Here is a 25,000-nt window from a genome sequence, read left to right as displayed (position 1 = left end):
CCGGTGACCCTGGCACGACCGCATCACGAACGTATCCGTTATCCCCAACTCACGAGCACGCAGTGAGAGCGGGGAGGACGGCGACGGAGGGGAGGGTCAGAGCTTGCGCAGCAGCACCCGGCGCACCGAGTGGTCGGCGGCCTTCTGCAGCACCAGCCGGGCGCGCGAGCGGGTGGGCGCGATGTTCGTCCGCAGGTTGGGCCCGTTGACGGCGGCCCAGATCGACAGCGCCGTCTCCCGGGCGTCGTCGTCGCTGAGGTCGGCGTAGCGGTGGAAGTAGGCGGTGCGGTCGGCGAACGCCGTCCGCCGCAGGGCGAGGAACCGCTCGACGTACCACTGCTGGACGTCGGCCTCGGCCGCGTCGACGTACACGGAGAAGTCGAAGAAGTCCGACAGGAACACCTCGGGCACGCGGCCGTCGTCGCGGCGGTCGGCCTGCAGCACGTTGAGGCCCTCGAGCACGAGGATGTCGGGCCGGTCGACGACCTGCCGCTGCCCGGGCAGCACGTCGTAGGACTGGTGGGAGTAGACCGGCGCGCTCACCTCGCCCCGGCCGGACTTGACCTCGGCGAGGAAGCGGACCAGTGCGCGCCGGTCGTAGCTCTCCGGGAAGCCCTTGCGCGCCATGAGCCCGCGCTGCTCGAGTACCGCGTTGGGCCACAGGAACCCGTCGGTGGTGACCAGGTCGACGCGAGGGGCGCCGGGGGAGGCGGTCAGGAGGGTCTGCAGCAGGCGGGCGGTGGTGCTCTTGCCGACGGCGACGCTGCCGGCGACGGCGATCACGTAGGGGACCTTGGCCGTGGTGTCGCCGAGGAACCGGCTCTGCGCCGCCCACAGCCGCCGGCTGGCGGTCACGTGCAGGGCCAGCAGCTCGGCCAGCGGCAGGTAGACGGTGGCCACCTCGTCGAGGTCGATGCGGTCGCCGAGGCTGCGCAGGGCGCGCAGGTCGGCCTCGTCCAGGGGCAGGGCGCGGTTGCCGGCCAGCGCTCTCCAGGTGTCCCGGTCGAACGCCGCGTAGGGCGAGATCTGCGGGCGGGTCCCTGCCGTCACGCGCCCATCGTGCCGCCCGCGGTCCGGTGCCCGTGCCGCCGGGGTCCCCCGCCGGGGGGAGGAGCCGCGGTGACCTGCGCTCCGGAGGCGCCCGGGAGGCGGAGCCGCGTCTAGGGTGCGCGTGTGCCGACCCGCCCCGGGCTGCTCGACCGTGTCGAGCAGTACGCCGCCGCTGCGCCGCTGCCCGACGCGCGGCTGGTCGCGGCCGGCCCCCTCGACGTGCCGATCGGCTCGCCCGCGTGGCCCTACCCGGCCCGCCCGCGGCCCGGTGCGCGCAGCGTCTCGGCCGCCGACGTCCGGGCGGCGGTGGTCCTGCAGGAGGACGCCGGGCTGCCCGCCGCCGTGGAGTGGGTGGAGGAGCGCACCCCCTCGCTCGGCGCCGCGGCCCGCGCCGCCGGGCTGGTCGTCACCGAGTTCCCCCTGCTCGTCGTCGACGACCCGGTGGAGCTGCTGCTCCCGGCCGGGGTGCGGCTGTACCTGGTCGGTGCCGAGGACCCGCGGCTGCCGCACTACCAGCACCTGCTGGAGACCGCCTTCGCCCCGCAGGCGGAGGGGACCGGCGACGGCGACGGCCGGACGCCGGCGGAGGACGCGCGGACCGCCGTGCTGCGCGAGCGGGTGCTCACCGGCCGCACGGTGCTGATGGTGGCCGTCGAGGACGGGCAGCCGGTCGCGGTCGGCTCGCACCACCCCGTCGACGTGGGTGACTGCGAGGTCAGCGAGGTGGTGGGGGTGGCCAGCTCGCCGCGGCGCCGCGGCCGGGGTGTGGGCGCGGCGCTGGCCTCGGCCCTGGTGGCGCAGGCGCGCGAGACCGCCGACCTGGTCTTCCTCACCGCCGGCGACGACGACGTCGCCCGCGTGTACGAGCGGGTCGGTTTCGCCCAGGTGGGCACCACCGGCGTCGCCGACCGCCTGCCCTCGCTGGACTGAGCGGCCCGGCCCGGGCGCCGGGGGGTCAGGAGCCGGGCGGGGGCAGGGCCGCCGCCGCGGCGGTCAGCGCCGCGGCGGCCCGCTGGTAGCCGACCGACCGCGGCACCTCGCTGAGCAGCACGACGACCCGTGTCCCGACGACGCCCACCGAGTGCAGGTGCCGGCTGCCGCCGAGGCAGCACATCCAGGCCTGCTTGACCGCCGGTCGTCCGGGCACGGCGCCGAGGACGCCGAAGCGCTGGTCGAAGCCGTCGGCGCCCAGCGGGGTGGCGGTGCGCATCCACACCAGCAGCGTGGTGGCATCCGCGGGGGAGGCCACCGTCGGGAGCAGCGCGAGGAAGCGGGCCAGGTCGCCGGCGGTGGTCGTCGTCTCGCCCCACTGCGTCGGGTCCGCCGGCGGCGCGGTGCCGGTCAGCCGGTAGCGGGCGGCGACGTCGCGCACCATCCGCGGGCCGTCGAAGCGGTCCCACAGCTCGGAGGCGGCGGGGTCGTCCGACGAGGAGATCATCGCCTGCAGCAGCCGCCAGTCGCGCGGCTGGAGGGTCAGCTGCCCGGTGCGGGCGCGGTGCAGCACGTCCTCGGCCAGGAACAGCTTGACCAGCGAGGCGGTGGGGAAGGGGCGGTCGGCCGCGGCGCCGTTGTCGGCGGTGCGGCGGGACAGGACGGCGTCGCGGGCGTCCAGCGCCGGGCGGGTCAGCCCGTCGGGGGGCGGGACCTGGGCGGTGAGCGCGACGGCCAGCACCCCGCCGGTGTCGCCGTAGGCGCCGACGGCGGCGGGGACCACCTCGGCGGCCGGCGGGCCGGCCAGGGCCCGACGGCCGCTGCCGAGGGCGACCTGCGCGCACAGCACCGCCAGCACGACGACGGGGACGAGCACCCGGCGGGGCAGGGCAGCGGCGGGCAGGACACGGGCGGGCAGCGCACGGGCGGGGAGCAGCCGGGGAGCCCGCGACGACATGGCGCCGCGGTACCCCGGCCGCTCCCGGGCACGCCGTCCGGTGTGGACGTCCGCGTTCCGCCGGTGCAGGCTGGTGCGTCAGTCCTGGGCGCGTCAGTCCTGGGCGTAGGTGGGCACCAGCACGGCGCGGGCCAGCGTGTGGCCGAAGAGGTTGAACCCGTGGAAGGCCGGCGAGGCGTCGGCGGGCACCCCCATGTCCTCGACGTCCAGCGCATGCACGACGACGAAGTAGCGGTGCGGGCCGTGCCCGGCCGGGGGAGCGGCCCCCACGAAGCCGGGGAAGCCGGCGTCGTTGCGCAGCTGGCGGGCGCCGGCCGGCAGGCCCGAGCCCTCCTGGTCCCCGGCACCGGCGGGCAGCTCGGTGACCGACGCGGGCAGGCCGGTGACCACCCAGTGCCAGAAGCCGCTGGCGGTGGGCGCGTCGGGGTCGTAGACGGTGACGGCGAAGCCCCGCGTCTGCTCCGGGAAGCCCGACCACGACAGCTGCGGGGAGCGGTCCTCGCCGCCGGCGCCCATGACACCGCTGACCTGCGGCGTCGGCAGGACCTCGCCGTCGCGGACGTCGGTGCTGGTGACGGTGAACGACGGCACCGGGGGCAGGAAGTCGTAGGGGCTGGGCGCTACGGGCCGGTCGGCCATGGACGGTCCTCTCCTCGGGGTCGGGCGGCTCGCCGCCGTCCGGCGCCGACCCTAGCCAGGACGTTCCCGCCGCCTCCTGCGCCCACGGCCCGCGGCGGTCCCCTGCCGCGTGGGCGGGGAGGACGGCGGGGCCTGGCCGTCTCGACAGGTCACCGGCACGGACGCGCCGGTAGCGTCGGGCCGTGCTCGGACTCCCGGACAGCATCCGCGCCTGTCTCTTCGACATGGACGGCGTCCTCACGCGGACGGCGACGGTGCACATGGCCGCCTGGAAGCGGACCTTCGACGAGTTCCTGCGCGCCACCGACCCGCAGGCCCCGGAGTTCACCCAGCTGGACTACAACCGCCACGTCGACGGCAAGCCGCGGGCCGACGGCGTCCGCGACTTCCTCGCCAGCCGCGGCATCACCCTGCCGGAGGGGTCACCCGACGACCCGCCGGACGCACGGACCGTGCACGGCATCGGCCGGCGCAAGAACGAGCTGCTGCTCACCGAGCTCGAGGAGCACGGCGTCGAGGTCTACCCCGGCTCGATCGCCTACCTGCGGGCGGTCAAGGCGGCCGGGCTGGCCACCGCGGTGGTCACCGCCTCGGCCAACGGCGAGCAGGTCATCACCGCCGGGGGCTTCGCCGACCTCATCGACGCGCGGGTCGACGGCGTCGTCACCGCCCGGGAGGGGCTGCGCGGCAAACCGGCGCCCGACACCTTCCTCGCCGGCGCCCGCGCGCTGGGCGTCGAGCCGGCGCAGGCCGCGGTCTTCGAGGACGCGCTGGCCGGGGTCGCCGCCGGGCGGGCCGGTCGCTTTGGCCACGTCGTCGGCGTCGACCGGGTCGGGCAGGCGCAGGCGCTGCGCGACAGCGGCGCGGACGTCGTGGTCACCGACCTCGAGCAGCTGCTGGACGGTGCCCGGTGACCGAGGGGCGCCCGTCCTTCCCGATCGAGCCGTGGGCGCTGACCGAGACGGGCCTGGACCACGCCTCCCTCGCCGTCCACGAGTCGGTGTTCGCGCTGTCCAACGGGCACATCGGCATGCGCGGGTCGTTCGAGGAGGGCGAGCCGGTCGTCGTCCCGGGCACCTACCTCAACGGCTTCTTCGAGGAGCGGCCGCTGCCCTACGCCGAGGTCGGCTACGGCTTCCCCGAGCAGGGGCAGACCGTCGTCAACGTCACCGACGGCAAGCTGGTCCGGCTGCTGGTCGGCGACACCCCGCTCGACCTGGACTACGGCGAGATCGTCGAGCACCGGCGCACCCTGGACCTGCGCCGCGGGGTGCTGCGGCGGGTCACCGAGTGGCGCTCGCCCAACGGCCGCACGGTCACGGTGACCAGCACCCGGCTGGTGTCGCTGCGGCGGCGTTCGATCGCCGCCATCGAGTACGCCGTCGAGTGCACCGACGGGCGCGGCGACCTCTACATCGCGCTGCAGTCGGACCTGCTGGCCAACGAGCCGGTCGACAGCGGCGCGGAGGCCGACGACCCGCGCGCCGCCGCCGCGCTGGCCCGCCCACTGGTCAACGAGCTCGCCGTCGGCCGCGGCCAGCGGGCGGTCCTGGTGCACCGCACGCGGCGCAGCAGGCTGCGGATGGCCGCCGGCATGGACCACGTCGTCGACGTGCCCGACACCGCCAGCCAGGACATGGAGGCCGGGGAGGACCTCGCCCGCTTCACCCTCGCCGCCCGGCTGCCGCAGGGCTCGTCGGTGAAGCTGGTCAAATTCCTGGCCTACGGCTGGTCGTCGCGGCGCTCGGCGGCCGCGCTGCGCGACCAGGTCGAGGGAGGGCTGGCGACGGCCAAGCTGGCCGGGTTCGAGCGGCTGCTGCGCGAGCAGCGCGAGGTGCTCGACGAGCACTGGAAGCACGCCGACGTCGAGATCGAGGGCGACGGCGAGCTGCAGCAGGCGGTGCGGGTCGGCGTCTTCCACCTGCTGCAGGCCGGGCTGCGGGCCGAGCGCCAGCCCATCCCGGCCAAGGGGCTCACCGGGCCCGGCTACGACGGGCACACCTTCTGGGACACCGAGACCTACGTGCTCCCGGTCCTCACCTACATCGCCCCCGAGGCGGCGCGCGACGCGCTGCGCTGGCGGCACTCGATCCTGGAACTGGCCCGTGAGCGGGCCCGCGAGCTCGGCCTGGACGGGGCGGCCTTCCCGTGGCGCACCATCCGCGGGGAGGAGACGTCGGGCTACTGGCCGGCGGGGACGGCGGCCTTCCACATCAACGCCGACATCGCCGACGCCGTCGTCCGCTACCACAACGCCACCGCCGACGAGGAGTTCGACCGCGACCACGGCGCCGAGCTGCTCGTGGAGACCGCCCGGCTGTGGGCCTCGCTGGGGCACTTCGACGACGAGCACGGGTTCCGCATCGACGGCGTCACCGGCCCCGACGAGTACACCGCGGTCGTGGACAACAACGTCTACACCAACCTCATGGCGCAGCGGAACCTGCGCGAGGCGATCGCGGCGGTGCGGCGCCAGCCCGACGTGGCCGGCCGCCTCGGCGTCACCGAGGAGGAGACCGGGCGCTGGGAGCGGGCCGCGGCGCTGATGGCGGTGCCCTACGACACCCGCCGCGGCGTGCACATGCAGTCCGACGCCTTCACCCACCACGAGGAGTGGGACTTCGCGGCCACCCCGCCGGACTGCTACCCGCTGCTCCTGCACTACCCGTACTTCGACATCTACCGCAAGCAGGTGATCAAGCAGGCCGACCTGGTGATGGCGCTGCACCTGCGCGGCGACGCCTTCACCCTCGAGGAGAAGACCGCCGACTTCGCCTACTACGAGGCGCGGACGGTGCGCGACTCCTCGCTGTCGGCCACCCAGCAGGCGGTGGTGGCCGCCGAGACCGGGCACCTGGAGCTGGCCTACGACTACTGGGGCGAGGCCACCCTCACCGACCTGCAGAACCTGCACGGCAACTCCGGGCACGGGCTGCACATCGCCTCGCTCGCCGGCGGCTGGACGGTCGCCGTCGCCGGGTTCGGCGGGATGCGCGACCACGGCGGGCACCTGGCGTTCGCGCCCCGGCTGCCCGAGCGGATCACCCGGCTGCGCTTCCGGCTGAACTACCAGGGCCGCCTGCTGGTGGTGACCGTGACGCCGACGGAGGCCACCTACCAGCTCACCGAGGGCGAGCCGCTCGACGTCCACCACCACGGCCGGCGGGTCACCGTCGACGAGACGGAGACGGTGCTCGACATCCCGCCGGCGCCGGAGGTCGCCCCGGTCAGCCAGCCGCCGGGGGCGGCGCCCCGGCGGCGCGGCCACGGCCGCCGGGACTGAGGAAGGACCCCCTCGCCCCCCACACCTCGCTGGCGCTCGGCGCGGGGCCCTGCGAGGGGGCCGTTCCAGCACGTCACCGCGGGAGCAGCAGCCAGCCGGCGGCCAGCGCCAGTGCGCCGGCGTCGACGAGCAGGAACAGCGCCACCCACACCGGTGCCGGCAGCCCGGTGAGGCGGGCCAGCTGGTCGGCGTCGGAGTGCGGCGCGGCCCGCCGGCGACGGGCGGCCTGCAGCTCCAGGACCGTGCGCGGGGCGGCCAGCAGCAGGAACCAGGTGACGGCGGCGGCGAACGCGGCCTGAGCGGCCGGCGGGAGCCACTCGGTGACACCGAGCACCACTCCGCCGGTGACCAGCACCGCCCACAGCCCGTAGAGGTTGCGGATCTGCAGCAGGAGCAGCGCCAGCAGGCCGAGCACCGCCCACAGCACCCCGACCGCGTGCCCGGCGGCCAGCAGGGCCGCCGCGGCGAGGCCGAACAGGCCCGGGCCGACGTAGCCGGCGAGCAGGGTGAGCACCATCCCGGGCCCGGTCGGCCGCCCGGCCGAGACCGTCAGCCCGGAGGTGTCCGAGTGCAGCCGGATGCCGGCCAGCCGGCGCCCGGTCGCCAGCGCGGCGAGACCGTGGGCGCCCTCGTGCGCGATGGTCACCACCGTGCGCGCCGGCCGCCACAGGGCCGGGCTGGCCACGACCACCAGCGCGGCGACGGCAGCGGCCAGGAGCACCTCCAGCGGCAGCGGCACCTCGGCCGAGACCCGGGTCCACCACGGGCCGAGGACGTCCACGGGCCTCCTCCGGGTGCGGTGGTCTGGCACCCCAGCCTCCCAGGCGTTCCTGTGAGCCCGGCCCGCCCGACACCGGGCCGACGGGACCTTGACCGTTATCCCTAACTGCAGCGACGACAGCAGAAAACCGACGAACAGAACGGCGACCGAGACGACCGACCGGCCCGGGGAGCGGTGCTCCCCGGGCCGGTCGGCTGGTGCGTCAGGTCGCGTGTCGGGCCGTGTGTGCGGCCCGGGCGGTCACGACCGCTGGAGGGCGGCCAGCTCGCGGGCGACCATCTCCTCGTGCGCCTGCTCGTCCTGCCGGGCGCGGCGCGGGCTCCACCGGCCGGCCATCACGAAGACGAAGGGCAGGAAGAGCACCTGGCCGGCCACGCACACCCACCACCAGGTCTGCCACTGGTGCGGGTTCTCCTCGGCGGCCGCCGCGACCTCCTCGCCGTGCTCGGCGAGGTAGGCCAGGTCGTCGGCCGGGATGGCGGCGTTCGCCTCCTGGAGCACGGTGCCGTACCGCTGCACCAGCGCCAGGTCGGCCTGCACGGCCGGGTCGCCGAGGCTGACCAGCAGCGCGGTGGCCTGGTCGGCACCGATGCCTAGCGCCGAGGCGATCTGCCCGACCGCGGCCGCACCCGCGGCAGGGTCGGCCGGGTTGGCCTGCAGCGCGGCGAGGGTGGCCGGGTCGACGGCCTGCGCGGCGGCCAGCTGCGGCGCCCGCGTCCGCACGGCGACGGTCACCGCGGCGGCCTCGTCCGCGCCGGCACCCTGCTGGGTGGCCACCCCGCCGAGTGCGGCGCCCAGCGCGTCGACGTCGGTCGGGTCGGCGGCCAGGGCCTCCGACGTCGCCGGGTCGATGGCCGACAGGACGGCGACCTCCGCCGGGTGCGCGTCGACGATCGCCTGCACCCGCGAGCCCTGGTCGACCAGCACCGAGGTGGCCGGGACGACGAGGGTGAAGACGGCCAGGGACGCCGTGACGACGATGCGCAACAGCCAGCCCCAGATGGCCAGCCCGGTGGCCGTGGCGGCGGGGTTGTGCCGCTCCACGGTCTCGGTGAACGAGGCCATCCACGCGACGTAGGCCATGCCGCCACCGGCCGCCGAGAGGATGAAGTAAACGGCGATCTCGTAGTAGCCGGTGTCCGGGTCGGTCGCGGCCAGGGCGAACAGCACCGCGCCGACGATGCTGATGGCGGTGCCGACGATCATGAACGGCTTGCGCACCCGGAACCGGTCGGACAGGACGCCGGTCACGACCAGCGCGATGGCGTTGGTGACCCAGTACCAGTTGGCCAGACCGTTGGCGCGCGCCTCGGAGTAGCCGTAGACGGTGGCGAAGTACACGACCGCGAAGCCGACGAGGATGTAGTAGAGCAGCAGGAAGATGCTGATCGCGAACGCCGACCCGATGACGTCGAAGCGCAGCATCTGCCGCCAGTGGCCCTTGAGCGCCTGCTCGGGGTCCATGCCGGCGGCGCGCGCCTCGACCAGCGCGCGGTCGCGCATGCTGACCATGAGCTGGTCGCGCAGGGCAGGGGAGAGCTCCCGCAGGCCGAACAGCGCGACGACGAAGACCACGAGGCCGGCGGTGCCGCAGACGTAGAACTGCCAGCGCCAGTCGGGGTGGTCGTCGAGGGTGTTGCTCGAGACCATGGTCACCACGAGGCTGCCGAGCACCGGGCCGAGGGTCCAGAACCCCATGGCGACGCCGCGGCCGACCTGCGGGGAGAAGTCGCGGATCAGCGCCGGGGTGGCCACGAGCACGATGCCCTCGACGAAGCTGAGCAGCGCGAACAGAGCGGTGTAGACCCCGGCGTTGGGGGCGTGGGGGAGGCCGAGGGCGATGAGCAGGCCGGTGATGAGCAGCCCGCCGACGACGAGGTTGGCCCGGCCCCAGCGGTCGGCCAGGCCGGCGAACAGCGAGGCGAAGGCCCCGACGGCGTTGCCGATCACCGAGACGAAGACGAAGTAGGTGAACGAGATGCCGAACTCGGCGATGATCTGCGTGGCTACCGCGCCGGCGATGTAGAGCTCGTAGTACAGGACGATCGTCGCGAGGACGGTGATCCCCAGGTACAGGGAGCGGGGGCCGTTCTCGGGGTAGTGGTGCAGCTTGCGGTCCCAGAGGCGGTGGAGGCCGCCGGCCTCCCCCGGTGCGGGAGCCTCGTCGGGGCGCACGGCAGTTGCGGTCACGGACAGTCCCTTCCCGGCGCAGCGCCGAGCACGGGTGGGGGAGGACGACCGCCCCGCGGGCGGACGCCGGTGTGGCGTGAAACACACCGGCGGGAACGTAACGGCAGGTCGATGTGCAGGTCAACGACCCGATCGAGACACCATGCCGAACTGTTACATCCGTTATCCCCAACTGTTGTTAATCACTTAACACAGAACGACCGAGCAACCACCAAAGAACGGCGAAACGCCGGGGGAGTGAGGTCCACCGGTGCCGCCGGGCGGCCGCTGCCGGCACGGAGGTGATGACACATCGGCGGCCTCGAGTCATGTCGGCACGACGACGCCGGTGCTCACCAGCCGGTCCAGGACGGGAGTACCGCCATCGATCCCTGAGGAGCGATCGGCCACGACACGCGCTGCGCGGACGCTGCCGGGGCGCGACGGCGGAGGACGGCAGCATGACGTGGCCGCGCGAGGGGCGGGTGTGGGGCGGCGACGGAGGTCATCCGACCGGACCGCGCTCCTCTACCGTTATCCCCAACATACGTCTTATCAATACAGATGGCGGTGCTGACGCACCGCTAGAGCATCAACGACAGGTCAAACCTGCGTCGTCGTCAGGTTGACGGCGTTGCCGTCGGGGTCTCGGACGTGGGCCACGCGCTGCCCCCAGGGCATGTCGTTGGGGGCACTCGGTGACGAGCCGCCGAGCTCGACGACGCGGGGGAGTGCGGCGTCGACGTCGTCCACCTCGATGCTGAGCAGCACCCGGCCGGGGGAGCCGGTGCTGACGTCCGTGTCGACGACGATGCCCAGGTCGCTGTCACCGATCCGCAGGCCCTGGAAGAACACCGGACCGTCGTCGGGTACGCGGTCGGTCGGGACCGCGCCGGCCACCCCGGTGTAGAAGCGGATCAGGCGCGCGACGTCGCCGGTGACCAGGACGGGCTGGACGGTGCTCGGCACGGGACCTCCTCGAGCTCGGGGCTGTGCAGGGACGACCGTCCGCGCCGGCCGGACTCAGCGGTGCGCCGGGCGTGTCCGCAGCCCCTCGCCGAGCAGCACGAAGGCGGTCACCGCCACGACCAGGACGAGGCTGGGCCCGAGCAGGGTGTGCGGTGCCCGCGACGCCGCCTCGCCGCCCTGCTGCAGCAGGATGCCCCAGGACTCCGTCGGGCGCTGCAGGCCGACCCCGGCGTAGGTCAGCACCGCCTCGGCCGACACGAGGAAGCCGGTGTAGGCGCTGCCGAACACCAGCAGCGGCCGGATGGTGTGGGGCACCACGTGCCGGGACAGCAGCCGCAGGGGGCCGGCGCCCAGCGCGCGTGCCGCCGTGACGTGGTCGAGGGTCATCGCCTGACGGGTGGCGGCGCGCACGATGCGGAGCATGGGCGGCCAGCTGAAGACCGCCAGCACGAGGACCACCTGCCCCACGCCGCGCCGGTCGGTGCCGCTGAGCAGGACGACGCCGCCGAGGACGAGGGGGATGCCCGACCACACGTCGGTGGCGCGGGAGACGAGGCCGTCGAGCAGGCCGCCGGCGTACCCGGCCACGGTCCCGAACAGGAGCGCCACGAGCCCGGAGACGAGGACGACGGCGACCGCGAGCGCCAGCGACGTCCGGGCTCCGTACACGGTCTTGGCGACCAGGTCGCACCCGAAGACGTCGGTGCCGAACGGGTGTGCCCATGACGGCGTCGCCAGCGACCGGGCGAGGTCGCAGGCGTGCGGGTCGGCACCGGTGAGCGCCCAGGGCGCCGCGGCCATCACGGCCAGCACCGCCAGGAGCACCGTCGCGGCGGCCAGCGGGCCGTTCGGGCGACGCCGGCGTGCCGCCCGTCCCGCCGTGGGCAGGGGAGGTGCGGGTGGCGGCGGCACGCGCGGAGTGTGACCGAGCGGTGCCGTCCGCGCGACCGGGCGATCATGGTCCTGCCACGATGGCGCCGTGCTCGCCTTCGCCGTCCGCCGTCTCGTGCAGATGGTGCTCAGCCTGTGGGCGGCCGTGACGCTGGTCTTCCTCGCCATGACGCAACTGCCTGGTGACCCGGTGCGTGCCCTGTTCGGTTTCCAACCGCCGCCTCCGGAGCTCTACGCCCGGATCCGCGAGGAGTACCGCCTCGACGAGCCGCTGCCGGTGCAGTACGGCCTGTACCTGCGGGACCTGCTCACGGGGGACTGGGGCCGGGGACTGCCGCCCAACCCGGGCGCCAGCACGGTGGCCGGTCCGGCCGTCGCCGACGTGGTGGCCGTGACCGCACCGGTGAGCGCCGTGCTGCTCGCCGGAGCCGTCGTCGTCCAACTGGTCGTCGGGGTGCTCGCCGGGGCGCTGGCCGCCGGCGGGCGGTGGAGAGGCGCCGGCGTCCACGTCGCGGCGACGCTGCTGGTGGGCACACCGGTGGTCGTCGCGGCGTACGTGCTGCACCTCGTGTTCGTCCAGGAACTGCGGTGGGTACCGTTCTCGGGCGCGTCCGGTGGCCCGGCGGGCTACGTGCTGCCGGTGATCGCCCTCGCGGCGCTGTCGACCGGGTACGTCGCGCTGATCACCCGCGCCGAGGTGCAGGACACCCTGCACGCTCCCTTCGTCCGGGCGGCGTACGGCCGCGGGCTGGGGCCGTGGCGAGTGGTCGGGGTGCACGCGCTGCGGCCGGCGCTGACGCCGGTGGTGACCTTCGTGGCCGCGAACGTGGGCCAGCTGTTCGTCGGGCTGGTCGTCGTCGAGGGCGTGTTCGGGATGCCGGGCATCGGCAACGCCATCCTGCGGTCGATCCAGGGGCACGACCGGGCGATGCTGGTCGGGCTCACCACGGTCGTCATCGCCGCGGTCATCGTGGTCAACGCACTCGCCGACGTCGCAGCGGCGGCGATCGACCCTCGCGTGCGGCTGGGGTCGGTGACCTGAGGGCCGGGGAGGCGGCCAGATCCCGACAACCTGACATAATGTGCATTATCGGCACAGGGTGGACGGGCGGAGCGAGGAGGCCGCACGGTCGTCCCGGCCCCGTCCATGGCCAGGCACCGACACGTCCGGTCGGCGTCCTGACACCGGTGTCCGCACCGACGCGCGACCCCTGGCGTCGGCGTCCTGGGACCGACGTCGACCGCCCGCGGCCCACCGCTGGTCGCCGGGCCCCGGCCTGATGACACCCGGTCGCCATCTCGTGCTCCGGCTTCCGGGGTCCCCAGGGGTCCCCGGGATCTCCGGCTTCACCTCTCCTGTCGTCGTCCCGTCCGTCGGCCACCGCGCCGCCGTCCTCGTCCTCGTCGCCGTGCCGGGTGTCCGGTGACCTCTGGGGTCAGGCGCCGCTCCTCCCCACCATCCGGGCCGGAACCACCCACAATCCGTCACAGTGACGGAATGCGGGTGGGCTGGGGGCTTCGACGGGCGGCTGGCCCTGTCGCTCCGTAGGGTCGACGTCATGGAACTCCGACGCCCGATCGCCGCTCTGATGACCGCGCTGGCACTGTTCGGCGGCGGTGCCACGCTGACGGCGTGCGGCGACCCGGCGGGCCAGGACCGCAACGACGGCACGACCGACGACAGCGGGAACACCAGCGGCGGCGACCCGTCGGAGGAGTCGCAGGACAACCTCCCGGACAACAGCAACCCGGACCCGGGTGCGCCCGAGGACCAGGACGACGACACCCAGGACCCGGACTGAGCCGGACTGAGCCGGACCGGACGACCGACGTGACGACCGGCCGGAGGTGGGAGGTCAGCCGGCGCGCTCGGTGACCCAGAGCCGGTCCAGCCGGCCGGTGGAGTGCACCAGGTCGGCCAGCGAGCGCTCGAGCTCGGCCTTGGTGTGGCGCTCGGACAGCAGCGTCTGCACGTCCTCGATGGCGCACCGCAGCTGGTAGAGCCGGTCCTGCAGGCCGTCGAGCTCGGCGCGGGTGACCAGCACGACGTCGCCGGGCAGGCCGGCGCGGGCCGTGGCGTTGCGCTGCTCGTAGGCGCGCTGCCGGCAGGCCTGGCCGCAGTACATGCGCGGCCGCCCGACGGACCCGGCCCGGGGCAGGACCCGACGGCACCACCCGCACCGGCGTTCGGCACCACTCCCCTGCCGGCCGGCGGCCTCGTCGGGCACCACCGTGTCCTGCTCCGTCGTCGTCGCGACCACCTTCCGGACCGCCGTGCGGGTGTGCTGCTGTGTCACGGCGGGCACGTTAGACGGCGCCACCGACAGTCCCGCCGGACACGCCCGACACGGCTCCGCGGAGGTCGGGCCCGGCGTGTCGGAGCCCGGCACTAGCGTGTCGCGCGTGCCTCCGGTCCGGTATGCCTTCCTCGACGGACCGACCCCCCTGGCGATGGCCCACCGCGGCGGCGCGGTCGAGCACCTGGAGAACTCCATGCCGGCGTTCGAGGCCTGCGTGGCGATGGGGTACCGGTACCTGGAGACCGACGTGCGGGTCACCGCCGACGGCGTCCCGGTCGTCTTCCACGACCCGACCCTCGACCGCGTGACCGACCGGACCGGCCGTCTCGAGCAGCTGCCGTGGGCGGAGGTGGCCGCGGCGCGGATCGGCGGACGCGAGCCGGTCCTGCGGCTCGACGAGCTGTTCGGCGCCTGGCCCGACGTCCGGTTCAACCTCGACATCAAGGCGGCCGGCGTCCTGGCCCCGCTGGTGCACAGCGTCCGCCGGACCGGGGTCGCCGACCGCATCTGCCTGGGCTCGTTCTCCGACGCGCGTCTGGCCGCCGCCCGGCGGGTGTTCGGGCCGGCGGTGTGCACCTCGCTGGGCCCGCGCGGGGTCGCGGCCCTGCGGCTGTCCTCCTACTCCCCCCGCGCCGCCGGGCTGGTCCGCGTGCCGGCCGGGTGCGCGCAGGTGCCGCTGCAGCTGGGCGGGCGGGCGCTGGTCGACGAGCGGTTCGTCGCCGCCGCGCACGCCCGGGGCCTGCAGGTGCACGTGTGGACGGTCGACACCGTGCAGGAGGCCACGGCGATGCTCGACCTGGGGGTGGACGGGGTCATGACCGACCGCCCGTCGATGCTCAAGGGCCTGCTCGAGCAACGCGGCCAGTGGACACCCCGGTGAGCACGATCCGTGACCGGACGGTGCTGGACCGCACCGGTCCCGGCTGACACCCTGCGCCCGTGACCGCCCCCGACGTCGACGCCGGCGCCCGCCCCGTCGATCCCGCGCTGCGCCGCGAGCGCTTCGGCTGGTACTCCTACGACTGGGCGATGTCGGTGTTCAACACCAGCGTCACCACGGTCTTCCTGGGCCCGTACCTGACCTCGGTGGCCGAGGACGCCGCGGGGGCCGACGGCCGGCTGCCGTTCCTCGGCCTGTCGATCCCGCCGGGCAGCTGGTTCTCCTACGTCCTGTCCTTCTCGGTGCTCGTGCAGGTCCTCGTCCTGCCCCTGACCGGTGCGGTCGCCGACCGCACCGGCCGCAAGCGGCACCTGCTCGGCGGGCTGACCGCGCTGGGCGCCGTGGCCGCGACCTGCCTGTTCTTCGTCGCCGACGGGCGCTACCTGCTGGGGGCGGCGCTGTTCGTCGTCGCCAACGTCTGCTTCGGGGCCGCGACCGTCGTCTACTACTCCTGGCTGCCCGACCTGGCCGGGCCCGACGAGCGCGACGCGGTGTCCAGCCGCGGCTGGGCGTTCGGCTACGTCGGGGGCGCGCTGCTGCTGGCCGTCCACCTGGGGCTCTTCCTCGGCGCGGGCTCCCTGGGCCTGACCAGCGGCGAGGCGGTGCGGATCTGCCTGGCCACGGCGGGGCTGTGGTGGGGCCTGTTCACCCTGGTCACCGTGACGCTGCTGCGCGACCGCCCGCCGGGAGCCGCGCACGGCCCGGTGAGCAGCGGTCTCGGTCAGCTGCGGGCGACGCTGCGGAGGATGCGCGCCTTTCCGCTGACGCTGTGGTTCCTCGGCGCGTACCTGCTGTTCAACGACGGCGTCCAGACGGTCATCGCGCTGTCGGCCACCTACGCCAGCGAGGAGCTGCGGCTGTCCCAGTCGGTGCTCACCGGGGCGATCCTCATGGTCCAGGTGGTCGCCGTCTTCGGGGCGTTGGGCCTGGGCCGGGTGGCGGCCCGGTACGGCGCGCTGCGCACCGTCCTGGGCTGCCTGGTGGCCTGGACGGCGGTGCTGGTCGCCGCCTACGCGCTGGAGGAGGGCGCGGTCGCGCAGTTCTACGCGCTGGCCGCCGTCATCGGGCTGGTGCAGGGCGGCACGCAGGCGCTGTCGCGGTCGCTGTTCAGCCACCTGATCCCGGCCGGCGAGGAGGCCGAGTACTACAGCTTCTACGAGATCAGCGACCGCGGGACCAGCTGGCTCGGGCCGCTGCTGTTCGGCCTGACCTACCAGCTCACCGGCTCCTACCGCTCGGCGATCACCAGCCTGGTGGTGTTCTTCGTCGCCGGGTTCGTGCTGCTGGTGCGGCTGCCGATCCGCCGGGCCGTCGTGGCAGCGGGCAACACGCCTCCCGAGCGGTTGTGAGCGGTCCCGCAGCCGACTCGGTGTCGGTGCCCGCGGCCGGGGGACGGCGGGCCGCACCCGCCCCGGCGCACCTGCGGTTCTTCCACGGGCCGATGGACTGCGGGAAGTCGACCCCGCAGATCAGCTCCCGGGTGGGGCTGCGCCGCGCCGCCGAGCAGGTCGACCCCGGCACCGACCTGCTGCTGCTGGTGCGCAGCCACTGGGCCGCGGGCCGGCGGGTGGACTACCTCGTCGTCGACGAGGCGCAGTTCCTCACCCCCACCCAGGTCGACCAGCTCGCCGGGCTCGTCGACGCCTCGCACGTCGACGTCTACGCCTTCGGCCTGACCACCGACTTCCGGACCCGCCTGTTCCCGGGTACCCGGCGGCTGCTCGAGGTCGCCGACGACGTCCAGCGCATCCAGGTCGAGGTGCTGTGCTGGTGCGGCGCGCCCGGGCTGCTCAACGCCCGCGTCGTCGACGGGGCGATGGTCCGCTCGGGCGCCACGGTCGTCGTCGCCGACACCGCACCGACCCCGGCGCCCGGCGTGGCCGACGACGCCGCCCCCGGCGGCGAGGTGCACTACCAGGTGCTGTGCTGGCGCCACCACGTCCTCGGCCAGCTGGGCCCGACGGCGGCCGGTCCCGGGCAGCTGGCCCTCCCCTGAGGCCGCCTCCTCCCCCGGACGGGGGGTCACCGCGCGGGCCAATACCACCCCATGCGATGATCTGGAACCGACTCAGCGGAATCTCTTCGCGAAATCCGTCGTTGGTCTCTTTCGACTCCCCTGCGCAGTGGGTAGCTCCCAGCTGCGACGAGGACTCCTGACCGACTCCACCAGCACGAGAGGACGGTGTGCCATGGGCGAGCGTTCCCTGCGCGGCAGCCGACTGGGCAGCGTGAGCTACGAGACCGAGCGGAACACCGCGCCGATCGAGCGGCAGTACGCCGAGTACAAGTGTCCCGCGGGCCACCAGTTCACCGTGCCCTTCGCCGACGACGCCGAGGTGCCCGACACCTGGGAGTGCAAGTTCGACGGCGCCGCGGCCAAGCTGGTCGGTGGCACCGAGCCGACCCCCAAGAAGGTCAAGCCGCCGCGGACCCACTGGGACATGCTCCTGGAGCGCCGCTCCGTGGAGGATCTCGAGGAGGTCCTCGCCGAGCGCCTCGAGGTGCTCCGCGGCCGGCGGACCCGCGCCAGCTGAGCTGGTCCGGTCGACGCCGGATCGACGCTCGATGGCCCCGGTGGGATCCCCCACCGGGGCCGTTCCGCGTCCGGGAGTGTGCGGCCCTGGCCTCCTAGCGGGTCAGGTGCTCCTCACCGGCGACCTCGCCCTCGATCACCCGCGACGCCGTGGATCCCGACCGCCCCCCCGGTGTGGGGCGGGGGGAGGCCGCGCCGGGCACCCGGGTGCTGCGGACCCGCACCGGACCGGCCGCCCCGAGCCGGCCCGCCAGGCCGTGGGTCAGCCCGCGGACCACGGTGGCCCGCACCAGGGGCCGGGTCGGCGGCAGCAGGCAGAGCAGCCCGACGGCGTCCCCCAGGAAGCCCGGCAGCACCATGAGCGCCCCGCCGGCGGCGACCAGGCCGGCGTCGGTGGCGGCGCGGCCGGCCGGCCGGTGCGCCTGCGCCCGCTCGCGCAGCTCGGCCAGGGCGCGGGTGCCCTGACGGGTCAGCAGCACCCAGCCCAGCACGGTGGTGGCCAGCGCCGCCAGCAGTGTCGCGCCCACCCCGATCCACGCAGCGACCAGGACGAAGACGACGACCTCGGCCAGGGCCCACAGCCCCGCCAGCACCCTCACGCGGTGTCCCACGGCTCTCCTCGGCCCGCTCGTGCCGGCGGCCCGGGTCCGCCTACCGGACCGCGCTGGACCGCCCGCCGTCGCGGACCCGTCCCGGTACGGCGCGGGGGACCCGGCCCGGCAGCCGGTCGGCCAGCCGGTCCTGCAGGCCCCACCACGTGACCCGTACCAACGCCTCCTCAACGATCGAGGCGGTCATCTTGCTCCTGCCGTACGCCCGCTCGGTGAAGGTGATCGGCACCTCCACCACGCGGGCGCCCGACCGCCAGGCGCGCCAGGCCCAGTCGACCTGGAAGCAGTAGCCCTGGCTGGCCACCTCTGCGAAGGGCAGCCGGTCGACCAGGTCGCCGCGGACGGCCCGGAACCCCCCGGTCGCGTCGGCCAGCGGCAGCCGCAGCGCCCACCGGGTGTAGCGGTTGCCCACCCGCGACAGCAGCAGCCGCCGGCGCGGCCAGTCCTCCACGCGGCCGCCGGGCACCCAGCGCGAGCCCAGCACCAGGTCGGCGTCGGCCAGGGCGGCCAGCAGCCGCGGCAGCTGCTCGGGGTGGTGGGAGCCGTCGGCGTCCATCTCGACCAGGACGTCGTAGCCGTGCTCACGTCCCCACCGGAACCCGGCGACGTAGGCCGGTCCCAGGCCGGACTTCTCGGTCCGCCGCAGCACGTGCACCCGGGCGTCCTCGGCGGCGAGCTTCTCGGCGAGCTCGCCGGTGCCGTCGGGCGAGCCGTCGTCGACGACCAGGGCGTGCGCCCCGGGGACGGCGGCGTGCAGCCGGTCGAGGATCGGCTCGAGGTTGTCCACCTCGTCGTAGGTGGGGATGACCACGAGCACCCGCGGTGCCGCCGTCACCGGGCGCCTCCGGCGCGCACCCGCCGGCGCACCGCCGGGGCAGCAGCCGCCAGCACCGCGGCGGCGCCCAGCGCGCACAGCGCCCACTCCGGCGCCGCGCCGAGCCGCGTGGCCACGGTCGCCGCGTCGCGCTGGGCGATCGCCGCGACCAGCACCGCCGGCTCGAACAGCCCGGACGAGGCGGCCAGCGACCCGTCGGGGGCGATCACCGCGGAGATGCCGCTGGTGGAGGCCAGCGCGACCGACCGGCCGCTCTCCACCGCCCGCACCCGCGCCGCGGCGACCTGCTGCGCGCTCTCGTCGGTGAACCCGAAGGTGGCGTTGTTGGTCTGGACGACGAGCATGCCGGCGCCGGCCTCCACGGTGTCGTGCACGAGGGAGTCGTAGACCACCTCGAAGCAGATGACGTCGCCGACGCGGGCGTCGCCGACGTCGAGCACGCCGACCTCGGTGCCGGCGGTGAAGTCGCGGCGCACCAGGTCGACCTTGTCGCTGAAGAAGCGGAAGAACCCCCGCGCCGGCACGTACTCGGCCAGCGGCACGGGGTGGCGCTTGACGTAGGTGTCGCCCGGCCCGGTCCCGGGCTCCCACACGATCGCGGTGTTGCTGATGAACCGGCCGGGCCCGTCGAGGACGGCGCCGACGAGGATCGGCGCGTCGACCGCCTCGGCGGCACGGTCGATCTGCCGGGCGGCGTCGGCGTTGAGGTAGGGGTCGATGTCGGAGCTGTTCTCCGGCCACACCACCAGGTCCGGCGCGGGCTCGTCCCCGGCGGCGACCCGCGCGGCCAGCTCGAGGGTGCGCTGCACGTGGTTGTCCAGCACCGCCCGGCGTCGCGCGTTGAACTCCAGGCCCGCCTCGGGGACGTCGCCCTGGACGACGGCGACGGTCACCGCCGGGCCGCCGGCGGTGAGCGAGGAGCCGGGCAGGGGCAGCCAGGCCAGCCCGCCGAGCAGCGGGACGGCGGCCGCCCCGGCCAGGGCGGCCGCCGCCGTCCGCACCGCCGTCCGCACCGCCCGGCGGCGCCCGCCCACGGCGGCGGCGTCGGCCGCCCGGCGGGCACGGACGAGCGCGAGGACGGCGGCGGCCACCAGCGCACCGGTCAGGGCCACGGCGAAGCCGACCAGCGGCACCCCGCCGTAGGCGGCGAGGGCGAGGAACGGGCCGTCGGTCTGGCTGAAGCCCAGCCGGCCCCAGGGGAAGCCGCCGAAGGGGACCCGGCCGCGCAGGGCCTCGTCGGCCACCCACAGCGCCGCCGTCCACAGCGGCCACAGCGGCAGCCGGGAGGTGGCGGCCGTCGCCGCTCCCAGCAGGGCGAGGAACGCCGCCTGGGAGGCAGCGAGCGCCAGCCACGGGAACGCGCCGACGTAGGTGCCGCTCCACGACAGCAGCGGCACGAAGAAGGCCAGCCCGAACACCAGGCCCAGCCACGCGCCGGCGCGCGCCCGCTGCCGGTGCACGGCCAGCGCCAGGGCCGCCAGTCCCAGCACGGCCAGCGGCGGCAGCGACCACCCGGGGAAGGCGAGCAGCAGCAGGACCCCGCCGGCCGCGGCCAGCGCGGTGCGCCACGGCAGCCCCCGTCGGGCCGGGACCTGCGTCGTGCCGGCGCCCGCGGTCGCGGTGTCGTGCACGGCCGCTGCAGCCACCGCCGGCCTCCCCGCGACGTCGAGCCGCGGGCAGGGCCCGGGCGTCCGGCTGGCACCCGCGTCCCCCGCGGCTGCAGACCACGGTGTGGTCCACCGACCAGCATCCCATCCCGCCCGGCCCGACCGGAGCTGCGACCGGCGAGGTCGCCCGGCAGTGCGGTCGCCGCACCCGGCCGGGCGTCCCGTTACAGCGACTGCAGCGTGTGCCCCGCCACCACCAGGGCCCGGCAGCCCGGCCGCTCGCGCCGCTCGAGCACGCCGGACAGGGTCGACCCGGTGGCCCACAGCGCCAGGTCGCCCGGCGCGCCCACCGCTAGCGGCCCGGCCGCGGTCTCCGACCGCAGAGCGTGCCAGCCGCCGTGGGTGGCCGCGTCGAAGGCGTCGAAGGGCCGCAGACCCGCTCCGGGCGTGCGGTGGTCGACGGCGGCGTGCACCCCGCCCCACGGGTCCATGGGGGTGACCGGGGCGTCGCTGCCCAGGGCCAGGGCGACCCCGGCGTCGGCGAGGTCGGCGAAGGGGTTGGCGGCCAGGGCCCGCTCGGCGCCGAGCCGCTCGGCGTACATCCCGGCCTCCCCGCCCCACGCCGCGTCGAAGGCCGGCTGGACGCTGGCCACCATCCCCCACGCCCGCATCCGCTCCACCGCGCCGGGCCCGGCCATCTCCACGTGCTCGAGCCGGTGCCGGCAGGCGCGCACCGCGGGCAGGCCGAGCTCGGCGACGACGGCCCCGACCGCGTCGAGCACCTGGTCCACCGCGGCGTCACCGATGCAGTGGAACCCGGCCTGCACGCCCGCCGCGGTGCAGGCGCGGACGTGCTCGACCAGCTGCGCGGTGGCGAACCGCAACGCGCCCGCGGTGTCGGGGCGGTCGCGGTAGGGGCCGCTCAGCGCCGCGGTGTGCGAGCCGAGGGCGCCGTCGCAGAACAGGTCGCCGCCGGCGCCGGCCAGGCCCAGCTCCCGCACCAGGTCCAGGCCGCCGCGTTCGACCAGCTCCCCCCAGTAGCCGGCCACCCGCGGCCCGGGCCGACGCCCGGCGAGGGCCAGCAGCGCCCGCAGGTCCTCGGCGCCGGACACCTCCGGCCCGGCCATCTCGTGCAGGCTGCCGATCCCCAGGCGCACCGCCTCGGCCAGCGTCGCCCCCTGCGCGGCCGCGCGCTGGGCTGCGGTCACCGCACCGTGGGCGGCCTGCCGGGCGGCGTGGTGGGCGTCGAGGCGCAGCCGCCCGTCCGGCGAGAAACCGGGCAGGTCGCGCACCCCCGGGACGAGGTCCAGCAGCGCCGTGGAGACCGTCGCCGAGTGCACGTCCACCCGGGCCAGGTAGGCCGGCCGGTCGCCGACGACGGCGTCGAGGTCGGCGCGGGTGAGCCCGCGGCCCTCCGGCCAGCCGGTCTCGTCCCACCCGGTGCCCAGCACGATCCCCGGCGGCCCGCCGCGGACCGCCTCCGCCACCGCGGCCACCGCCTCGGCCAGGCTCGACCTCGAGTGGAGGTCGAGACCGGTGAGCGCCAGGCCGGTGGCGGTGGCGTGCACGTGCGCGTCCACGAACGCCGGGGTGAGCAGCGCCCCCTCCCCCGCCAACACCCGGCCGGCGCTCGGGGCGTCGGCCGCCGCCCCGAGCCAGCCGATCCGGCCGTCGACGACGTGCACCGCGCGACCGGGGCGGTCGCCGACGATGACGTCGGAGAGCAGCAGGTCCGTGTCGTCGGGGCGCATGCCGCCGAGCATGACGGCTCCCCCGCGCGACGCCGGCCCCGGGTGGCCGGGGCCGGTCCCCGGCGGTAGGCAGGAGCGGTGCCGGACCGGGACGGGGAAGTGCTCACCTCCCGGCTGCGGCTGCGCCCGTGGACCACCGGCCGCCACGACCTGGCCCGCCTGGCCGACCTCTACGGCCGCGAGGAGGTCACCCGCTGGCTCGGCGGGCCGCCGTCGGTGGGGCCGGCGGAGCTGGTGGCCCGGTGGGCGCAGATCCCCCGCGTCGACCCCTGCTGCGGCTGCTGGGCCATCGAGGTCCGCGACGGCGCGCCGGCGGTGGCCGGCACCGTGCTGCTCAAGCCGCTGCCCGACGGCGTCGGGGAGATCGAGGTCGGCTGGCACCTGCACCCCGACAGCTGGGGCCACGGCTACGCCACCGAGGCCGCGCGGGCCGTCGTCGAGCGGGCCTTCGGCGCCGGCCTGCCCGAGGTCTACGCCGTCGTCCGGCCCGGCAACGAGGCCTCCCTGGCGGTCTGCCGGCGGCTGGGCATGCAGCCGCTGGGACGGATGCGCCGCTGGTACGACGTCGAGCTCGAGGCGTTCCGCCTCATGGCGCCGTCCGTCGTCTACTGAGCCAGCGCCGGCCGGTCACCGCCGCCCGGTCACCGCCGCCCGCGGCGGCCGGTGAGGCGGGCGCGCAGCCGCGCCCGGCGGGAGGTGCGCACCCTCGTGCGGTGCCCGGCGGCGTCGGCCCGGTCGCGCGCGTCGGCCTCCTCCAGCGTGGGTGCCGTGCCCCCCAGGTGCACCGGCAGCCACCACCGGTCGTCGGGGCCGGCCGGCTGCTGCGGATAGGTGCGCTGGGCCTCGTCGAGCAGGCGCTCCATGGCGCTGTGGGTGCGGGCCAGCAGCGCTGCGGGCCGCTCGCCGGGCTCGGGCGTGATCGGCTCCCCCAGCAGCACGGTCACCGCCTTGCCCCGCCGCAGGTCCACCGGGTGCTTCTTGGTGGCCACCCGGTGCCCACCCCACACCGCGGCGGGCACGATCGGCACCCCGGCGTCGATGGCCATGCGCGCGGCCCCGGCCTTGAGGCCCTTGACGGTGAAGCTCTGGCTGATCGTCGCCTCGGGGAAGACCCCGACGAGCTGGCCGTCCTTGAGCGCGCGGACGGCGGCGTCGAAGGCCGCGGCGCCGGCCGTGCGGTCGACCGGGATGTGCTGCATCGCCCGCATGAACGGCCCGGCGAACCAGTGACCGAACACCGAGGCCTTGGCCATGAACCGCACCAGGCGGTGCCGCGGCAGCGCGGCCAGCCCGAGGAAGGTGAAGTCCAGGTAGCTGACGTGGTTGCTGCAGATCACCGCCCCGCCGCCGGCCGGGACGTGCCCGGAGCCCCGGACGTCGAAGCGCAGCCCCAACAGCCGGAAGACCACCAGCGCCAGCCGGATGACGAACCGGTAGGGCCGGTCGCGTCGGTCGGGCCGCGGCCCGAACAGATCGCCCCGGACGACGTCACGCCACCTCACGGTGTACATGGCGGGACGATAACCGGCGGAGTCGGAGGTCACCCGGCGGCTGCTCGCCGGCCGTCACCGCCCGGCCGTCACGTCCACGGCGGCGCGGACGACGGCCGCGAGCTCACCGGTGTCGCGGTGCACCCGCCGCTGCAGCTCCGCGCCGGTCCCCCGGGACAGGATCTCGGCCACGCCCTCCGACACCCGGGCGTGGTCCCCCGTGTCCTCCAGCGCCGGCGTGACGTGCTCGAGCAGGGCGGCCACGACGTCGGCGGCCGGGGCGGGACGACCGGTGAGCGGGTGCACCAGCTCACCGGCGGTGCCCGAGCGCCCGGCCCGCCACGCGGCCACCCGCAGCAGCTCGCTGCGCGCGCCGGGCGCCGTCCGCCCGGCCCGCCACTCGCGGGCGGCGGTCTCCACCAGCCCGCGGACGAGCCCGGTGTGGGTGACGGCGTCCTCCACGCGCAGGCAGACGTCGGCGATGCGCACCTCGACGGTCGGCCAGCTCTGCGACAGCCGGGCGTCGAAGTAGACCATCCCGGCGTCGACGATCGTCCGCGTCGCCACCAGGTCGGCGACCACCCGGTGGTAGGTCGCGGCGTCGCCGAACAGCTCGGTGGCGCCCGAGGAGGGCCAGCGGTTCCACGACTGCGACCGGAAGCTGGCGTAGCCGCTGTCGCGGCCCAGCCAGAACGGCGAGTTGACCGTCAGCGCGGTGAGCACCGGCAGCCAGGTCCGGATCCGGTCGAGGACGGCGACGCCCTCCTCGTCGTCGGCGACCGAGACGTGCACGTGGCAGCCGCAGGTCAGCTGCTCGAGCGCGGTGAGCCCGAAGGTCGCCGCCATCTCCTCGTACCGCTCCCCCGGCGTGGTCACCGGCTCCACGGCCACCGGTGAGCTGGCCAGGGCAGCCACCCGGGCACCCACGGCTCGCGCCGCGGCGTCGGCCCGGCCGCGCCAGTACCGCAGCTCCCCGCTCACCTCGGCCAGGTCGGTGCACACGCGGGTGCCCAGCTCCAGCTGCTGCTGCATCAGCTCGGGGACGAGGTGGCCCGGCGACTCCTGTCGGCCCTCCTCCCCCGCGTGCGGAGCACGGTCGTGCTCCTCGGGTGTCTCCCCCTCGCCCCGCCGCGAGGCCACCGCGAGGGCCTCGGGGCCCAGCGGCACCGGCACCCCAGATCGGTCGACGACCAGCAGCTCCTCCTCGACCCCCACCGTGCGCACCGGCACATCGTGGTCGGCGGTGCTCCACCTCGCAGGACG

Annotated in this window: 24 protein-coding genes; 10 read left to right on the top strand and 14 right to left on the bottom strand. The window is 75.5% G+C overall.

Translation table 11 applies throughout. From position 1 onward, the window contains the following. Positions 1-96: 96 nt before the first annotated feature. Entirely contained in the window at positions 97-1,050 is a 954-nt protein-coding gene (gene coaA, locus ACWIZO_RS20695; RefSeq protein ID WP_448639512.1) for a type I pantothenate kinase, read from the bottom strand. A 123-nt stretch (positions 1,051-1,173) separates the two neighbouring features. Here coaA and ACWIZO_RS20690 point away from each other — a divergent pair, with 123 nt between their 5' ends. Continuing rightward, a complete protein-coding gene (locus tag ACWIZO_RS20690) occupies positions 1,174-1,980 on the top strand; it encodes a GNAT family N-acetyltransferase (protein ID WP_448639511.1) in 807 nt (268 codons plus the stop codon). A gap of 25 nt (positions 1,981-2,005) precedes the next feature. Here the strand turns inward: ACWIZO_RS20690 and ACWIZO_RS20685 are convergent, their stop codons facing one another. Together ACWIZO_RS20685 and ACWIZO_RS20680 are read right to left on the bottom strand one after the other, a co-directional pair. Further along, entirely contained in the window at positions 2,006-2,938 is a 933-nt protein-coding gene (locus ACWIZO_RS20685) for a serine hydrolase (RefSeq protein ID WP_448639510.1), read from the bottom strand. Between the two features lie 93 nt (positions 2,939-3,031). Next, positions 3,032-3,577: a YbhB/YbcL family Raf kinase inhibitor-like protein gene (locus tag ACWIZO_RS20680; RefSeq protein WP_448639509.1), complete on the bottom strand. Its 546-nt coding sequence runs from the start codon at positions 3,575-3,577 to the stop codon at positions 3,032-3,034. 182 nt (positions 3,578-3,759) lie between these two features. Here ACWIZO_RS20680 and ACWIZO_RS20675 point away from each other — a divergent pair, with 182 nt between their 5' ends. Beyond that, positions 3,760-4,491: an HAD family hydrolase gene (locus tag ACWIZO_RS20675; RefSeq protein WP_448639508.1), complete on the top strand. Its 732-nt coding sequence runs from the start codon at positions 3,760-3,762 to the stop codon at positions 4,489-4,491. Further along, positions 4,488-6,860, top strand: a complete 2,373-nt coding sequence (locus tag ACWIZO_RS20670; RefSeq protein ID WP_448639507.1) for a glycoside hydrolase family 65 protein — start codon at positions 4,488-4,490, stop codon at positions 6,858-6,860. The genes ACWIZO_RS20675 and ACWIZO_RS20670 overlap by 4 nt, the downstream gene beginning before the upstream one ends. A 73-nt stretch (positions 6,861-6,933) precedes the next feature. On the opposite strand, the gene ACWIZO_RS20665 is transcribed toward ACWIZO_RS20670, so the two are convergent. The 4 genes from ACWIZO_RS20665 to ACWIZO_RS20650 all read right to left on the bottom strand — a co-directional run bounded on the left by ACWIZO_RS20665 (position 6,934) and on the right by ACWIZO_RS20650 (position 11,691). Next, complete coding sequence (locus tag ACWIZO_RS20665; RefSeq protein ID WP_448639506.1) at positions 6,934-7,641, bottom strand: M50 family metallopeptidase; 708 nt, start codon at positions 7,639-7,641, stop codon at positions 6,934-6,936. Positions 7,642-7,881: 240 nt separating this feature from the next. Further along, positions 7,882-9,831 (bottom strand): MFS transporter, encoded by a 1,950-nt coding sequence (locus ACWIZO_RS20660; RefSeq protein ID WP_448639505.1) that lies wholly within the window; start codon positions 9,829-9,831, stop codon positions 7,882-7,884. 582 nt (positions 9,832-10,413) lie between these two features. Beyond that, on the bottom strand, positions 10,414-10,779 hold the full coding sequence (locus ACWIZO_RS20655; RefSeq protein ID WP_448639504.1) for a VOC family protein: 366 nt from the start codon (positions 10,777-10,779) through the stop codon (positions 10,414-10,416). Between the two features lie 54 nt (positions 10,780-10,833). Then, positions 10,834-11,691, bottom strand: coding sequence for an ABC transporter permease (locus ACWIZO_RS20650; protein ID WP_448639503.1), 858 nt, complete (start codon positions 11,689-11,691; stop codon positions 10,834-10,836). Positions 11,692-11,758: 67 nt separating this feature from the next. Here ACWIZO_RS20650 and ACWIZO_RS20645 point away from each other — a divergent pair, with 67 nt between their 5' ends. Further along, positions 11,759-12,712: an ABC transporter permease gene (locus tag ACWIZO_RS20645; protein ID WP_448639502.1), complete on the top strand. Its 954-nt coding sequence runs from the start codon at positions 11,759-11,761 to the stop codon at positions 12,710-12,712. 517 nt (positions 12,713-13,229) lie between these two features. After that, entirely contained in the window at positions 13,230-13,472 is a 243-nt protein-coding gene (locus tag ACWIZO_RS20640; RefSeq protein ID WP_448639501.1) for a hypothetical protein, read from the top strand. A 54-nt stretch (positions 13,473-13,526) separates the two neighbouring features. On the opposite strand, the gene ACWIZO_RS20635 is transcribed toward ACWIZO_RS20640, so the two are convergent. After that, complete coding sequence (locus ACWIZO_RS20635) at positions 13,527-13,967, bottom strand: hypothetical protein (RefSeq protein WP_448639500.1); 441 nt, start codon at positions 13,965-13,967, stop codon at positions 13,527-13,529. A 106-nt stretch (positions 13,968-14,073) separates the two neighbouring features. On the opposite strand from ACWIZO_RS20635, the gene ACWIZO_RS20630 reads away from it, so the two are divergent. From ACWIZO_RS20630 to ACWIZO_RS20615, 4 genes are all read left to right on the top strand, one after another. Beyond that, positions 14,074-14,850, top strand: a complete 777-nt coding sequence (locus ACWIZO_RS20630) for a glycerophosphodiester phosphodiesterase (protein WP_448639499.1) — start codon at positions 14,074-14,076, stop codon at positions 14,848-14,850. A 59-nt stretch (positions 14,851-14,909) separates the two neighbouring features. After that, on the top strand, positions 14,910-16,259 hold the full coding sequence (locus ACWIZO_RS20625; RefSeq protein ID WP_448639498.1) for an MFS transporter: 1,350 nt from the start codon (positions 14,910-14,912) through the stop codon (positions 16,257-16,259). After that, the gene (locus ACWIZO_RS20620) at positions 16,256-16,906 is read left to right on the top strand and encodes a thymidine kinase (RefSeq protein WP_448639497.1); all 651 of its coding nucleotides are present in this window, start codon (positions 16,256-16,258) and stop codon (positions 16,904-16,906) included. Before ACWIZO_RS20625 ends, ACWIZO_RS20620 begins: the two co-directional genes overlap by 4 nt. A gap of 193 nt (positions 16,907-17,099) precedes the next feature. Next, positions 17,100-17,444 carry an RNA polymerase-binding protein RbpA gene (locus tag ACWIZO_RS20615; RefSeq protein WP_448639496.1) on the top strand — a complete coding sequence of 115 codons (345 nt, stop codon included), beginning with the start codon at positions 17,100-17,102 and terminating at the stop codon, positions 17,442-17,444. Positions 17,445-17,538: 94 nt separating this feature from the next. Here ACWIZO_RS20615 and ACWIZO_RS20610 read toward each other — a convergent pair whose 3' ends face one another. The 4 genes from ACWIZO_RS20610 to ACWIZO_RS20595 all read right to left on the bottom strand — a co-directional run bounded on the left by ACWIZO_RS20610 (position 17,539) and on the right by ACWIZO_RS20595 (position 22,247). Further along, entirely contained in the window at positions 17,539-18,042 is a 504-nt protein-coding gene (locus ACWIZO_RS20610) for an FxsA family protein (protein WP_448639495.1), read from the bottom strand. Positions 18,043-18,094: 52 nt separating this feature from the next. After that, positions 18,095-18,889 carry a polyprenol monophosphomannose synthase gene (locus ACWIZO_RS20605; protein ID WP_448639494.1) on the bottom strand — a complete coding sequence of 265 codons (795 nt, stop codon included), beginning with the start codon at positions 18,887-18,889 and terminating at the stop codon, positions 18,095-18,097. Further along, positions 18,886-20,535, bottom strand: coding sequence for an apolipoprotein N-acyltransferase (gene lnt, locus ACWIZO_RS20600; RefSeq protein ID WP_448639493.1), 1,650 nt, complete (start codon positions 20,533-20,535; stop codon positions 18,886-18,888). The genes ACWIZO_RS20605 and lnt overlap by 4 nt, the downstream gene beginning before the upstream one ends. 185 nt (positions 20,536-20,720) lie before the next feature. Continuing rightward, positions 20,721-22,247, bottom strand: coding sequence for an amidohydrolase (locus tag ACWIZO_RS20595; protein WP_448639492.1), 1,527 nt, complete (start codon positions 22,245-22,247; stop codon positions 20,721-20,723). Between the two features lie 78 nt (positions 22,248-22,325). Between ACWIZO_RS20595 and ACWIZO_RS20590 the strand changes: the two genes are divergently transcribed. Further along, the gene (locus ACWIZO_RS20590) at positions 22,326-22,859 is read left to right on the top strand and encodes a GNAT family N-acetyltransferase (protein ID WP_448639491.1); all 534 of its coding nucleotides are present in this window, start codon (positions 22,326-22,328) and stop codon (positions 22,857-22,859) included. A 29-nt stretch (positions 22,860-22,888) separates the two neighbouring features. Here the strand turns inward: ACWIZO_RS20590 and ACWIZO_RS20585 are convergent, their stop codons facing one another. Both ACWIZO_RS20585 and ACWIZO_RS20580 read right to left on the bottom strand, forming a co-directional pair. Continuing rightward, the gene (locus ACWIZO_RS20585) at positions 22,889-23,758 is read right to left on the bottom strand and encodes a lysophospholipid acyltransferase family protein (protein WP_448639490.1); all 870 of its coding nucleotides are present in this window, start codon (positions 23,756-23,758) and stop codon (positions 22,889-22,891) included. Positions 23,759-23,812: 54 nt separating this feature from the next. Then, complete coding sequence (locus ACWIZO_RS20580; protein WP_448639489.1) at positions 23,813-24,961, bottom strand: carboxylate-amine ligase; 1,149 nt, start codon at positions 24,959-24,961, stop codon at positions 23,813-23,815. Between the last annotated feature and the right edge of the window lie 39 nt (positions 24,962-25,000).

Source organism: Geodermatophilus sp. URMC 63 (genome assembly GCF_053502565.1).
Note: the sequence above shows the minus strand (reverse complement) of the source record. Positions and strands in the feature narration are given on the sequence as shown.

Bases quoted from the DNA above. Each gene is read 5' to 3' on its own strand.
- ACWIZO_RS20615 (WP_448639496.1), top strand. From the start codon at position 17,100: ATGGGCGAGCGTTCCCTGCGCGGCAGCCGACTGGGCAGCGTGAGCTAC.
- ACWIZO_RS20685 (WP_448639510.1), bottom strand. From the start codon at position 2,938: ATGTCGTCGCGGGCTCCCCGGCTGCTCCCCGCCCGTGCGCTGCCCGCC.
- ACWIZO_RS20640 (WP_448639501.1), top strand. From the start codon at position 13,230: ATGGAACTCCGACGCCCGATCGCCGCTCTGATGACCGCGCTGGCACTG.
- ACWIZO_RS20680 (WP_448639509.1), bottom strand. From the start codon at position 3,577: ATGGCCGACCGGCCCGTAGCGCCCAGCCCCTACGACTTCCTGCCCCCG.
- ACWIZO_RS20585 (WP_448639490.1), bottom strand. From the start codon at position 23,758: ATGTACACCGTGAGGTGGCGTGACGTCGTCCGGGGCGATCTGTTCGGG.
- ACWIZO_RS20595 (WP_448639492.1), bottom strand. From the start codon at position 22,247: ATGCGCCCCGACGACACGGACCTGCTGCTCTCCGACGTCATCGTCGGC.